Origin of the sequence: Caballeronia catudaia, assembly GCF_001544755.2 — a bacterium.
Classification (GTDB): Bacteria; Pseudomonadota; Gammaproteobacteria; order Burkholderiales; family Burkholderiaceae; genus Caballeronia; species Caballeronia catudaia.
In genome coordinates this window covers 147,647-160,374 of record NZ_FCOF02000006.1, presented here as the reverse complement: position 1 = coordinate 160,374, position 12,728 = coordinate 147,647, and the positions used below count along the sequence as shown (strand labels likewise).

The following is a 12,728-nucleotide window of genomic DNA, read 5'->3' as shown; positions in this document are numbered from 1 at the left end:
GGTTTTCAGTCGGGTCGTGAGCCGTTTATCTTCATCACAGGTTAGTGGTCGCAAAAGCAGGCGGTAAGACGGTTCAGGCGATCGCTGGTTGCGCCCGGTATTCGCCGCCCTTGGCCAGAATCGCCCAAACGATTCTGGCCATTTTGTTGGCGAGTGCGCAGGCCACGACGTTGCTATGACGACGTAGCAGCAACGCCTGCAGCCAGCGACCCAATGCATCCGTTCGGCGATCGGCGTAACGCATCACGGCTCGCGCGCCTTGCACGAGCAAGCTGCGCATCTGCTTGTTGCCCCGTTTGGAAATGCCCAGCAGGTTCGCTCGGCCGCCAGTCGAATGCTGGCGCGGCACCAATCCCAGGGACGCGGCGAAGTCTCGGCCGCATTTAAACGCACGCGCATCGCCCGCCATCGCAAGCAAGCTGCTGGCGGTGATCGGGCCGATTCCAGGAATGGTGAGCAGGCGTCGGCCGGCTTCATCATCGATCGTCTGCTGCTTGATCTGAGTCTCAAGCTCGGCGATTTCGCCGCCCAATTGTGCGTAGCGCTGATGCAGGCGTAGCAACACGCTCACGATCGCGGGCGGGAGTGCGTGCACCGGATCATCGAGCAGCACCGGCAAGCGGGTGATGGCCAATGCGCCGACCGGCAGATCGATACCGAACTCAAGCAGGAATGCGTGAATCTGATTGCTGGTTGCCGTGCGTTCGGCAACGAGCGATTCACGCTTCCGATGTAGGGCGAGCAGCGTCTGTTGCTCGGCCGTCTTGACTGCAACGAACCGCATGGCGGGACGCGAGGCGGCTTCGCAGATGGCCTCGGCATCGGCGAAATCGGTCTTGTTGCCTTTGACGAATGGCCTGACGAACTGTGGCGCGATCAAACGAACCTGATGTCCATAAGCCTGACATTTGCGGGCCAGCCAATGCGCGCCTGCGCAAGCTTCCATCGCTATGACGGCAACGGGGCAGCTCGCTAAACATACGTAGAGTTGTTTGCGCGTCATCTTCTTGCGCCACACCTGCGCGCCGCGCGCATCCTGCGCGTGCAGGAAAAAGCAGTGCTTGCCCAGATCGATGCCGATAAGCGTCGCGTTTGACATGATGGCCTCTCAAAAGGAAATGGCCCGATCAGCGTATGCCAATCGGGCCATTTCGGTCAGGCTGACCATCTCATTAAAGCCGGCGAACGCCGGCTTTTGAGCTTCTTTGTCGGGACGATGGCTTCCTTCACCTGCGACTCGCCGCGTCGTTGGCAAAAACTCGCGCTTTGATCTTGTTGTTGCGCTCTGCTTTCACTCACGACCCGGCGGAGTGCCGTCCTTCCTGTTCTTCGGTCTCTCGGCGCGTTTTGCTGCTTCCCCCCGTGCGCTGGAATGAGTATTGCCGAGCTCGTGTCATAACAATGTACGCTCGCAAACACATTCGCAAATTGATAAGCGTATTGGGGGAAAGTCCTGATTCACGCCCGGTCTTCAGCCTGCCGACGACACCGGCTGCGCATGCGCGATGCCGGAACGCATGTTCGCCGCGACGAGCGATTGCGTGACCATGCTCGCCTCGGCCTGCGCGATATGTTCGAGTGTCGCTTCTTCGAGTTGCTGGGCGAACAGGTCGAGCGCCGCGCAAAGCCGGGCGTGTTCGTCAGCGTCGAGCGTCCACGCCGCTTCGGCCGCGTGACGCGCGTCGAGTGCGACGAGCGCTTCGTGCGCGAGCGTGATCCCGTGCTCGGCCTCCGGCACATGTCCGAGCTGGCACAGCTCCTCCGCGACCAGCATGTGACGGCAGAGCGACAGGAAAAGCGGCTGCGAGCCATGGCCGCGATGAAACGCGTCGAGCGCCGCATAGCATTGCAGCAGCATCGCGTCGATCATCGGCTCGCGCGCCGCACGGCTGTAGGTCAATGCGCGCAGCAGCGGCGACATCGCCGGACGGCTGGACTTCTTGTTCGTCGTTTTCTTCTTCACGACAGTGCTCCCGAAAAGGCTTTTTGCGTGGACCGGGCCGGTCGCCGCGCCGCTGCATGCGGACTGGATGCGTTGAACGTGGAAAGCATCATCGCACTGGAAAATTAGGCGCGTCTTAAGGCTTGCGAACGCTTTCTCACGCGGGCGTCAGCGTCTCGCCGGACACATGCACCTTCTGGCCGACCGCCACGCCGGGCGCGGCCTCGTAGTTGAAGCTGCGCACGCTGCCGTCGTTCATGCGGACCTGCACCTGATACGTCGTCGTCTTGTGAACCGCGTGCTCGATCTGATTGCCCGCCAGCCCGCCGCCGATCGCGCCGATGATCGTCGCCGCCGTGCGTCCGCGGCCATTGCCGATCTGCGTGCCCGCGAGCCCCCCGACCACCGCGCCGCCTACTGCGCCGAGACCGGTCGTCGGCTGGGCGGTCTGGACGGCGTTCACGGCGGTCACTTCGCCGGCGTACGGATCGTAGGCAGGCGCGGCGGCGGGTGTATAGGAAGCGCTCGATGGTTCAGGCGCGGGCCGGTGAACCGGCGTCGGATGATGTCCGCGCACGGCGCGCGGCAGCGATGCGGGCTGTTGCGGCGCGGATTGCGTTACGGGCTTTGCAGCGGGCTCGGTGGCGGGTTTGGCCGTTTGCGAATCGACGAGCGGCGAGGCCATAACCGCGGCGGCCGTCGCCTTCGACGATGGCAGCAGGCCCGTCATCGCCGCGACGCCCGTGCCGCACGCGAGGATGACTGACACGGCGGCGGCCGCGACGAGCGGGTGAATGCGGGACGGCTTCGTTTGAATCTCGGTTGCGGCGTTCATGGCGGCGACTCCTGTAGGTGCCTGCCAGCTATAACGCCGTGCAACGCGCGCGGTGCACGCGATTGCTGTGACATTTGTAAGCAAAACTCGCAGCGTCACAATGGCGTGACGTGGATAAGGGTGAATACATATGTTGCGCTAATTTTGTCGATGGCAACATATGTATCATTCCATCCTGAAAAGAGAACGTCATGAAATCCACGCCGCTCGTCGCATCCGCTGTCGCGTTCGCCGCGCTTTCGCTCGTCACGGGCGCGAGCTACGGACAGGACGGCCAGAGTACGCTCGCCAAGGTTCAGGGCGTCAATCTGATCGCGATCGGCCATCGCGAGACGTCCGTGCCGTTCTCTTATGTCGATGCGAACAACAATGTCATCGGCTTCTCGCAAGATTTGTGCAACAAGGTGATCGACGCGGTCAAGGCGAAGACGAAACATCCCGATTTACGCGTGCGCTTCATTCCGGTGACGTCGCAGAACCGCATTTCGCTCGTGCAGAACGGCACGGTCGATCTCGAATGCGGCGTGACGACCAATCTCACGTCGCGGCAGAACCAGGTCGCTTTCTCCGATACGTTCTTCGTCGCGACGACGCGTCTGCTCACGAAGAAGGATTCCGGCATCAAGGACTTTCCCGATCTGGCGGGCAAGACCGTCGTGACGAATCAGGGCACGACGTCCGAGCGCATTCTTCGCAAAATGAACGAAGAGAAGAAGATGAACATGAGCATCATCAGCGCGAAGGACTATGGCGAAGGGCGCGCGACGCTCGAGACCGGGCGCGCCGTCGCTTACATGATGGACGACGTGCTGCTCGCCGGCACGCGCTCGCTGACGGCGAAGCCTTCGGACTGGGTGCTGGTCGGCACGCCGCAGTCGTCGGAGGCGTACGGCTTCATGATGCGCAAGGACGATCCCGAGTTCAAAAAGCTCGTCGACGACACGATGAGCCAGGTCATGAAAAGCCCCGAGATCAGGACGATGTACGACAAGTGGTTCATGAAGCCCGTGCCGCCGAAGAACATCAATTTCGATTTCCCGATGAGCGAGACGATGCAGAAGCTCTACGCCGAGCCGAACGACAAGGCGTTCGAATGACGATCGTTCATTCCGCGAAGGGCAAGCTGCTTTGCCCTTCGGCGCGCATGCCGAACGTGTTGAGCGTCATCGCGACGAGCGCGTAATAGCCCAGCAGTCCGACGAGATTCACCACCACCGTATGACCGAAGCGCGCGACGGCGGCGTCGTAGGTTCCGTCGCTCACGCGCTTCGTTTCATAGAGTTCGGTCGCGAAATCGTGGATGAGCTTGTCGTCCGCATCGGCGAAAACGGGCGTCTGGCCGGTGCGCAGCGCTTCGGCGAGTTCGGCGGGCAGGCCGGCGTCGAGCGCGATCGGATGATGGATGTGCCATTCCGCCTGTGAGCGCCAGCGCGCCGCGGTCACCAGAATCGCGAGTTCCGAAAGGCGCAGCGGCAGGCCCGTCTTGTAGCGGCAGAACGCGCCGAGTTTTTGTGCGTTCTGCGCGAGCTCCGGGCTGAAGATCCAGCCGAGGAACGGACCGTTGAGATTGCCGCGCGGACCGCTCAGGATGTCCTGCAGCACGGCTTTTTGTTCGTCGGATGCGGTGGCGGCGTCGAAGTCGGGAAGTCGCTTTTTCATGATCGTTCTCAGGCGATAGAGGCAAGCGCGCCGTCGATCGCATCGGAGAGCCGCTCGACGATGGTTTCGATCTGCGCGCCCGTCGTGATGAAGGGCGGCGCGATGAGCACGTGATCGCCGATTCGGCCATCGACGGTGCCGCCCATCGGATAGACCATGAGGCCGCGCTTCATCGCCTCGCTCTTGATGAGCGCATGCAGCTTGTGCTTCGGATCGAACGGCGCCTTGCTCGCGCGATCCTGTACGAGCTCGACGCCGGTGAAGAGGCCGCGCCCGCGCACATCGCCGATGAACGGATGATTCGCGTGCCGCTCGCGCAACAGCGCGCGCAGTTGCTCGCCGCGCGCCTTCACGTTGTCGAGCAGCTTGTCTTCCGCGATGACCTTCTGCACTTCGAGGGCCGCCGCGCACGCCGTCGCGTGACCGATATAGGTATGACCGTGCTGAAAGAACCCCGAGCCGCCGACGATCGTATCGAAGATCTCGTTGGACACGAGCGTCGCGCCGATCGGCTGATAGCCCGCGCCGAGCCCCTTCGCGATCGCGAGAATGTCGGGTTCGACGCCGTCTTCCTCGCAAGCGAAGAGATGGCCGGTGCGGCCCATGCCCGACATCACTTCGTCGAGAATCAGCAGCACGCCGTATTTGTCGCAGACCGCGCGGATCTTGCGGAAGTACTCGCGCACCGGCGGCACCGCGCCCGCCGTCGCACCGACGACCGTCTCCGCGACGAACGCCGCCACCGACTCCGGCCCGAGTTCGAGAATCTTCGCTTCGAGTTCGTCGGCGAGACGCTGCGCGAAGGCTTCGTCGCTTTCGCCCGCCTCCTGCTCGCGATACGCGAAGCAGGGCGTGACGTGGTGCGCTTCGATGAGGATCGGCAGGAACGGCTCGCGGCGCCACGCGTTGCCGCCGATCGCGAGCGCGCCGAGCGTGTTGCCGTGATAGCTCTGCCGCCGCGCGATGAAATGCCGCCGCTCGCGCTCGCCCTTTTCGACGAAATACTGACGCGCGAGCTTGAGCGCCGCTTCCATCGCTTCCGAGCCGCCGGACACGAAATACACGTGACCGAGATTCTTGGGTGCGTGGTCGACGAGGAAATCAGCGAGTGCTTCAGCGGGTTCGGTCGTGAAGAACGAAGTATGCGCGTAGGGCAATTGCTGCACCTGGCGCTGGATCGCTTCGATCACACGCGGATGGCTGTGGCCGAGACACGAGACCGCCGCGCCGCCGCACGCGTCGATATAGCGTTTGCCGTCCGAATCGACGATCTCGATGCCGTCGCCGCGCACGGCGACGGGAAGCCTGGCGCGCGGCGCGCGATGAAATACCGTGGTCATGGTGCCTTGCCTTGTAAGTGCGTGCACAACACGCGATGTATCATTCTAGCTCAATAACAACATATGTTGTCAATGGCGCGTGCGTTGGCAACGCATGCGCAGCTTTCGATGCTGCGCACGGCAAACGCGAGGATCGGCTAGCTTGCCGCGTAAGCGCCTTGCGAATGGAGCGCGGCCTCGGCTTGTTCGAGATTGGCGATCGCGTCCTTGCCTTCGAGCGCGAGCAGTTGCGCGACGAGCATTTCGGCGAGCGCCGATGCCGCGACGAGCGACGGAAAGAACGACGGCGACTCGTGCGAGAAGATCAGCGTGTGATCCGCATTCAACGCGATGGGCGATACGGCGCTGTCGGTGAGCGCGATGAGCTTCGCGCCGCGCTCGATCGCCGCCTGCGCGACGCGCACCGCTTCGACGGAATATGGCGCGAAGCTGACGACCACGGTCGCGTGCCGTTTTTCGATGCCGCGCAACTGCATTTCGAGCGTGCCGGCTTCGCCCGAGATCAGGCTGACGGTCGGACGAAACAGCCGATAGCCGTAGAGCAGGCCGAACGCGACGGGATAGCACGATCGAAAACCCGCGACATGCACGTGCGGCGCCTTCTTCAATGTCTTCGCCGCCTCGACGACGCTCTCGGCGTTTTGCGCCAGCGTGAGCTCGAGATTGTGCGCCTGGGCTTGGGCGAGATCGCGGTTGAGGTGATTGTCGGCGCCGCTTTTGACGAGCGAGCGCGCGCGCGTAGTCAGCGGTTCGGGGCGCGTGCGCACGCGGCTCACGAAGATTTCGCGCAACTCGTTCCAGCCGGGAAAACCGAGCTGCTGCGATAGACGGACCATCGCGGCGGGCTGGACTTTCGCGCGTTCGGCGACCTTGCGCATCGAGAGGACGGCGACTTCGTCGGGGTAGTCGAGCAGGAACGCGGCGCCCGCCTGGAATTGCGGGCTCAGGTCGGGGAAGCGGTCGCGGATGGTCGCGGCGAGTTGATCGAAGGTGGGCACGTTGGGCTCGTGATGGGGCGCAGCGGATGCGCTATTTAAACACGCCGTCGGCGGTTGACAGGCGTTTGGCGCTTCGCCCTGCGAGAGCCAGCCAAAATAGGACCGGTTGGAATATGGCGCGGGTTTGATGCCGGACAAATACCCGCCCGACCCCGAACACATGCATGCGTCGCACGCGACTGAACAACAAGATGAATAAGAATTCCTACAAATTGGTGTCTTCATCGCGGTGGCTGAGTTTGCAATGGCTCACGGTAGCGGCCCGGCGCGGGGCAGAGGCGCTGCAAGATGCACGCATACGGCGTCGAGTACCGCGCCGGCGGTGCATGCGGTGGCATGAGCTGCCATGTCGTTGCTCGGAACGGCTTCGACGTTCGCAGTGGCGCAGATCGTCGCCGCGCCGGGTTCGGGCGCCGTCATCGCGGGTGCGAACCAGGTCGATCACGACACGCTCGCAGCCACGCCGATCGCAGGCAACGGCGCTGCGAGCGCGCTCGCCATCGACGTGAGCGCACTGGGCGGCATGTATGCGAACCGAATCTATCTCGCATCGAACGAATATGGCGTAGGTGTCAGTACGCGCGGCGTGCTCGCGGCGCAGGCCGGCGACTTGACGCTCCAGTCCAACGGCCAGCTCGTGGTCGCGGGCCAGACCAATGCGCGCGGCAGCATCGGCGCGCGGGCAGCCGGCGGCATCGATAACAGCGGCGTGACTTACGCGCAGCACGACGTGATCGCGACGGCGGGCGGCGCATTGACCAACAGCGGGACGCTTGCCGCGCAGCAGAACACGACCGTCAACGCCGGGAACGTGACTTCGACGGGCACGCTCGGCGCTGGCGTCAACACCGATGGCTCGATCGCGCCGCGCTCGGACTGACAGCCACCGCGGGCGATGTGAACCTGTCCGCCGCGTCCTCGACCGCGGGCGGCGCAATCAACGCGAACGCAACCGGCTCGCTCACGAACGACAATGGCGCATTGATCACCACTGGGAAGCACACACGACGCTCAACCAGACGAGCGGGATCAGCGCGGGCGGCGCTCTGGCGATGCAGTCGGGCAACGACATGAGCTTCAAGGGCGCGACGGTCAGCGCGGGCGCAGACGTGTCGGTGGTGGCGGGCGGCAATCTGACGGCGACGACAGTCACGGACAGCCAGAAGCTCAATCGAACGATGGGAAAGGCAGCTCGTCAGCGGCAACGCGGGCGCGATCATCGCGGGCAAGGACGTCACGGTGCAGGGCAGCGACGTGGTGGCGACCCACGACATGTCCATCGCAGCACTCGGCGACGTGAACATCACGGCCGCACAGAGCCAGTATCGCGACGTCGGGCAGCACGAAGTGAAGACGTCGGGGATTCCAGGCAGCGGCGGCATTGGCGTGTCGATCGGTTCGAGCGAGCAGAAAGCTTCTTACGACGGCAGCGCCGTCACCGAAAGCCAGTCGCGCAGCACGATAGGCAGCGTGCAGGGCAACGTGTCGATTACCGCGGGCAAGGATCTGCGGGGATCAGACGCAAAAAAGCCGCTGTCCTTGAGAGACAGCGGCTTTTTCTTGAAGCTGGTGGCGAATCAGGGACTCGAACCCCGGACCTGCGGATTATGATTCCGTCGCTCTAACCGACTGAGCTAATTCGCCGAAAGGAGACGAGATTATGGCGAGCGTCGAACCGGCTGTCAACCCCTTCTACGCGATTTGTTAAAAGCCCCGTCAAACTCCGGCCCGCTTCAATCCTCGTGATAGACATTGGACTTCCTCGTATCCTTCACGAACAGCATGCCGATCACAAACGTCGCGAGCGCGATCACGATCGGATACCACAAGCCCGAGTAGATATCGCCCTTGGCCGCGACGATCGCGAACGCCGTCGCTGGCAGGAAGCCTCCGAACCAGCCGTTGCCGATGTGATACGGCAGCGACATCGACGTATAACGGATCCGCGCCGGGAACATCTCGACGAGCATCGCCGCGATCGGGCCGTACACCATCGTCACGAAAATCACGAGTATCGTCAGGATCACGATCGCCATCGGCCAGTTGATCAGCGCCGGATCGGCCTTCGCCGGATAGCCCGCGCTCTTAAGCGTTCCGGCGAGCGTCTTGTCGAACGTCGCGCCTTGCGCCTTCGCATCGGCGGCTTTGCCGTCATAGGTATTGACGACCGTCTCGCCGACCTTGATCTGCGCGAGCGTGCCCGCCGGCGCGGCTACGTTCTCATAGTTGAGACCGGCCTTCGACAACGCGCTCTTCGCGATATCGCACGATGACGTGAACTTCGACGTGCCCACCGGATTGAACTGGAACGAGCACTCATCCGGATTGGCGATGACGACGATCGGCGACTTCTGCGTCGCGGCTTCGAGCGTCGGGTTCGTATAGTGCGCGAGCGCCTTGAAGAGCGGGAAGAAGCTCAAGGCGGCGATCAGACAGCCCGCCATGATGATCGGCTTGCGCCCGATGCGATCCGACAGCGACCCGAAGAACACGAAGAACGGCGTGCCGATCAAGAGCGCCACGGCGACCATGATGTTCGCGCTGGTGCCGTCGACCTTGAGCGTCTGCGTGAGGAAGAAGAGCGAATAGAACTGGCCCGTGTACCACACGACCGCCTGGCCCGCCGTCAGGCCGAAGAGCGCGAGCAGCACGATCTTCAGGTTCTTCCATTCGCCGAACGCTTCCGTCAACGGCGCCTTCGACGTCTTGCCCTCAGCCTTGATGCGCTCGAACACCGGCGATTCATGCAGCTTCATCCGGATCCACACGGACACGGCCAGCAGCAGGATCGACACGAGGAACGGAACGCGCCAGCCCCACGCGCCGAACTGCTCTTCGCCCAGGATCGTGCGCACCGCGAGAATCACGATCAGAGAGATGAAGAGGCCGAGGGTCGCCGTCGTCTGAATCCATGCCGTCCACGCGCCGCGCTTGTTCGAAGGCGCATGCTCCGCGACATACGTCGCCGCGCCGCCATACTCGCCGCCGAGCGCGAGGCCTTGCAGGAGACGCATCGCGATGAAGATGACCGGCGCCGCGATGCCTATCGTCGCGTATCCCGGCAAGAAGCCGATCAGGAACGTCGACAGACCCATGATCACGATCGTCACGAGGAAGGTGTACTTGCGCCCGACCATGTCGCCGAGCCGCCCGAACACGATCGCGCCGAACGGACGCACCGCGAAGCCCGCCGCGAAGCCGAGCAAGGTGAAGATGAAGCCGGCCGTCGGATTGACGCCGGAGAAAAACGTCTTGCTGATGTATACCGCGAGCGAGCCCGCCAGATAGAAGTCGTACCATTCGAACACCGTGCCGAGCGACGAAGCGAAGATGACTTTCTTCTCCTCCGACGTCATCGGTGCGTGTGAAACGCGCCCCTCAACCGTAGCCATGTATCGTCTCCTGATTTGATTTTCGAATACGACGGTCCGCGGCAACGCGGCTCCGGTGCATGGATTATTGGAACGAAAACTTACGGCGTTCTGACGCGTCGCGGGGCGGACATCGGCATGTCGAAAAACCTGAACTGCGCGATATTGCGGCAAAACTGATTCGAACGATCGTTTAAATTCGTCTAAGTTCGTTCTTCGCGCGCGCTGGCGAAAGTCGCGCGACGCTTGCGCTCAGGGTTTGTCCCGGGCAGGAAAAACCCGCTGCAGACTTACGCGGACAAGGGTTCCGGCCAGACGCGGACTCTCCTGATACACGTGGTCCTCGATGGCGAGCGCGCCGCCGTGCATCGCAGCGATTTCCTTGACGATCGCAAGTCCCAGGCCGCTGCCGTCGCCCTCGCGCCCGAGAATGCGATAGAAGCGCTCGACCACGCGTCCGCGCTCCGCCGCCGGAATACCGGGACCGGTATCTTCCACTTCGAGATGAACGAGGTCGAGATCGTCGTCGTCGGTCCGCACGCGCACGGTGATGCGCCCGCCGGCGGGCGTGTAGCGGATCGCGTTGTCGATCAAATTCGACAGCATCTCGCGCAGCATCACCACATTGCCTTCCACGTCGACCGGAAACGGCGGCTCTTCGTAGCCCAGGTCCATGCGCTTCGCGAGCGCGGCCTGCACCCAGTCGCGCACGGCGAGCCGCGCAAGCGTCGTCAGTTCGATGCGCGAAAAGATCTGCCCCGTCGCGCGATTCTCCGCGCGCGCGAGCGCGAGCAATTGCGTGACGAGCCGCGCCGCGTGCTCGGAACTCGTCGCGATCTGTTCGAGCGAGCGCTGCACTTCCGTCGATACATCCTGGCGCATCGCCAGTTCCGCCTGCATGCGCAGGCCCGCGAGCGGCGTCTTCATCTGATGCGCGGCATCGGCGATGAAGCGCTTCTGAAACTCCATGTTCTGTTCGAGGCGCGTCAGCAGATCGTTGAACGACGCGACGAGCGGCGCGATCTCCGGCGGCGCGCGGTCCGCTTCGAGCGGAGAGAGATCGTCGGGACGGCGCGCGCGGATGTTCGACTGCAACGCATGCAGCGGCGCGAGCCCGCGCGACAGCCCGAACCACACGAGAATGATCGCGAGCGGCAGGATCACGAACTGCGGCAGGATCACGCCCTTGATGATGTCGTTGGCGAGCTGGCTGCGCTTGTCGAGCGTCTCGGCGACCTGCACGAGCACCGGCTGCGCGTTGCCGGGATCGCGTCCGGGCGCGAGGCCGGGCAGATCGACGGTCGTGTACGCGACGCGGATATCGTTGCCGCGCAGCACATCGTCGCGAAATTCGACGATGCCCGGCTGCGGCCGGTCGTCGTCGTGCGGCAGCGGCATGTCGCGGTCGCCGCCGACAAGCTCGCCGCGCGTGCCGAGCACCTGAAAGAACACGCGATCGACGTTATCGGCGCGCAGGAAATCGCGCGTCGCGTCGGGCAGACGCAGTTCCGCGACGCCGTTGACCGGCTGGATCTGGCGCGCGAGCACGTAGGCATCGGCTTCGAGCGCGCGATCGAACGGCCCGTTCGCGATCGACTTCGCGACCAGATACGTCACCGCGATACTCATCGGCCAGAGAAGAAGCAGCGGCGCGAGCATCCAGTCGAGAATTTCGCCGAAGAGCGAGCGCGGATGCGCTTCGTCGTCGGGCTCGAGCTCGTCGGGCGGCGCGAAGGGATTGGCGTAGCGCGCGTCGCGTTCGGCGTCGGAATCGGCGTTCGCTTCCGTCTTTCGATGAGATTCCGTGGTTGCGTGCGACGCCATGCGGCTTCACTTAATGATGGCTGGCGGTTTCGCCGGACGGATGCGCACCCGTGCCATTCGCGCCGTTCGTCGGCGCCACGGCCTTCTCGAGCGTGTAACCCAGACCGCGTACCGTGATGATCTTCGCGCCGCTCGGCTCGATCTTCTTCCTCAGCCGATGCACGTAGACTTCGATCGCGTTGTTGCTGACTTCCTCGCCCCATTCGCACAGGTGATTGACGAGCTGTTCCTTCGACACGAGCCGGCCGGTTCTCTGTAACAGCACTTCGAGCACGCCGAGCTCGCGCGCGGAGAGATCGATGACCTGATCGCCGATCGTAGCTATCCGCCCGACCTGATCGAAGGAGAGCGAGCCGTGCTTCACGACGGTCGGCCCGCCGCCCGCGCCGCGCCGCGTCAGCGCTCGCACGCGCGCTTCGAGCTCGTTGAGCGCGAAGGGCTTGGCCATGTAATCGTCGGCGCCGAGGTCGAGGCCTTTCACGCGTTCGTCGACGCTGTCGGCGGCGGTGAGGATCAGCACGGGCATCTGCGAGTTGCGTGCGCGCAGACGTCGCAATACTTCGAGACCGGGCATGAGGGGCAGGCCGAGATCGAGGATCAGCAGGTCGAAAGTTTGCAAGGAAAGCGCGGTGTCCGCCTCGACGCCATGCTTCACATGGTCAACGGCGTATCCCGATTGGCGGAGTGATCGGACGAGACCGTCCGCGAGTATGCTGTCGTCTTCGGCAATGAGGATTCGCATCGTCGTGTGCGCCTTTG

The 12,728-nt window shown here is 63.5% G+C and carries 12 protein-coding genes, 1 tRNA gene and 1 pseudogene; 4 read left to right on the top strand and 10 right to left on the bottom strand.

The features are described from left to right. Positions 1-73: 73 nt before the first annotated feature. The 3 genes from AWB75_RS08965 to AWB75_RS08955 form a co-directional block, all read right to left on the bottom strand. Positions 74-1,099 (bottom strand): IS110 family RNA-guided transposase, encoded by a 1,026-nt coding sequence (locus tag AWB75_RS08965; protein ID WP_061123724.1) that lies wholly within the window; start codon positions 1,097-1,099, stop codon positions 74-76. A 372-nt stretch (positions 1,100-1,471) separates the two neighbouring features. Next, positions 1,472-1,963 carry a hypothetical protein gene (locus tag AWB75_RS08960; RefSeq protein ID WP_087086540.1) on the bottom strand — a complete coding sequence of 164 codons (492 nt, stop codon included), beginning with the start codon at positions 1,961-1,963 and terminating at the stop codon, positions 1,472-1,474. 136 nt (positions 1,964-2,099) lie between these two features. Further along, positions 2,100-2,777, bottom strand: coding sequence for a glycine zipper 2TM domain-containing protein (locus tag AWB75_RS08955; RefSeq protein WP_061123723.1), 678 nt, complete (start codon positions 2,775-2,777; stop codon positions 2,100-2,102). Between the two features lie 191 nt (positions 2,778-2,968). Between AWB75_RS08955 and AWB75_RS08950 the strand changes: the two genes are divergently transcribed. Beyond that, positions 2,969-3,874 (top strand): glutamate/aspartate ABC transporter substrate-binding protein, encoded by a 906-nt coding sequence (locus AWB75_RS08950; protein WP_061123722.1) that lies wholly within the window; start codon positions 2,969-2,971, stop codon positions 3,872-3,874. Positions 3,875-3,881: 7 nt separating this feature from the next. On the opposite strand, the gene AWB75_RS08945 is transcribed toward AWB75_RS08950, so the two are convergent. The 3 genes from AWB75_RS08945 to AWB75_RS08935 all read right to left on the bottom strand — a co-directional run bounded on the left by AWB75_RS08945 (position 3,882) and on the right by AWB75_RS08935 (position 6,774). Continuing rightward, entirely contained in the window at positions 3,882-4,436 is a 555-nt protein-coding gene (locus AWB75_RS08945; RefSeq protein WP_061123721.1) for a carboxymuconolactone decarboxylase family protein, read from the bottom strand. Positions 4,437-4,444: 8 nt separating this feature from the next. Beyond that, positions 4,445-5,776, bottom strand: a complete 1,332-nt coding sequence (locus AWB75_RS08940; protein ID WP_061123720.1) for an aspartate aminotransferase family protein — start codon at positions 5,774-5,776, stop codon at positions 4,445-4,447. A 137-nt stretch (positions 5,777-5,913) separates the two neighbouring features. Further along, complete coding sequence (locus tag AWB75_RS08935; RefSeq protein WP_061123719.1) at positions 5,914-6,774, bottom strand: MurR/RpiR family transcriptional regulator; 861 nt, start codon at positions 6,772-6,774, stop codon at positions 5,914-5,916. 346 nt (positions 6,775-7,120) lie between these two features. Here AWB75_RS08935 and AWB75_RS39635 point away from each other — a divergent pair, with 346 nt between their 5' ends. From AWB75_RS39635 to AWB75_RS39425, 3 genes and pseudogenes are all read left to right on the top strand, one after another. After that, a complete protein-coding gene (locus tag AWB75_RS39635) occupies positions 7,121-7,654 on the top strand; it encodes a hypothetical protein (protein WP_061123718.1) in 534 nt (177 codons plus the stop codon). Then, positions 7,626-7,886, top strand: a pseudogene (locus tag AWB75_RS39630) (hemagglutinin repeat-containing protein); the annotation flags it as partial. The gene AWB75_RS39635 and the pseudogene AWB75_RS39630, both read left to right, overlap by 29 nt. A 58-nt stretch (positions 7,887-7,944) precedes the next feature. Continuing rightward, positions 7,945-8,385, top strand: coding sequence for a hemagglutinin repeat-containing protein (locus AWB75_RS39425; protein WP_087086552.1), 441 nt, complete (start codon positions 7,945-7,947; stop codon positions 8,383-8,385). Here the strand turns inward: AWB75_RS39425 and AWB75_RS08915 are convergent. From AWB75_RS08915 to AWB75_RS08900, 4 genes are all read right to left on the bottom strand, one after another. Then, a tRNA-Met gene (locus AWB75_RS08915) sits at positions 8,342-8,418 on the bottom strand. The two genes, AWB75_RS39425 and AWB75_RS08915, sit on opposite strands and share 44 nt — an antisense overlap. An 89-nt stretch (positions 8,419-8,507) precedes the next feature. After that, positions 8,508-10,166 (bottom strand): MFS transporter, encoded by a 1,659-nt coding sequence (locus AWB75_RS08910; RefSeq protein ID WP_061123716.1) that lies wholly within the window; start codon positions 10,164-10,166, stop codon positions 8,508-8,510. Between the two features lie 231 nt (positions 10,167-10,397). Continuing rightward, positions 10,398-11,969 (bottom strand): sensor histidine kinase, encoded by a 1,572-nt coding sequence (locus AWB75_RS08905; protein WP_061123715.1) that lies wholly within the window; start codon positions 11,967-11,969, stop codon positions 10,398-10,400. Positions 11,970-11,979: 10 nt separating this feature from the next. Continuing rightward, a complete protein-coding gene (locus AWB75_RS08900) occupies positions 11,980-12,711 on the bottom strand; it encodes a response regulator transcription factor (protein WP_061123826.1) in 732 nt (243 codons plus the stop codon). Positions 12,712-12,728: the final 17 nt, after the last annotated feature.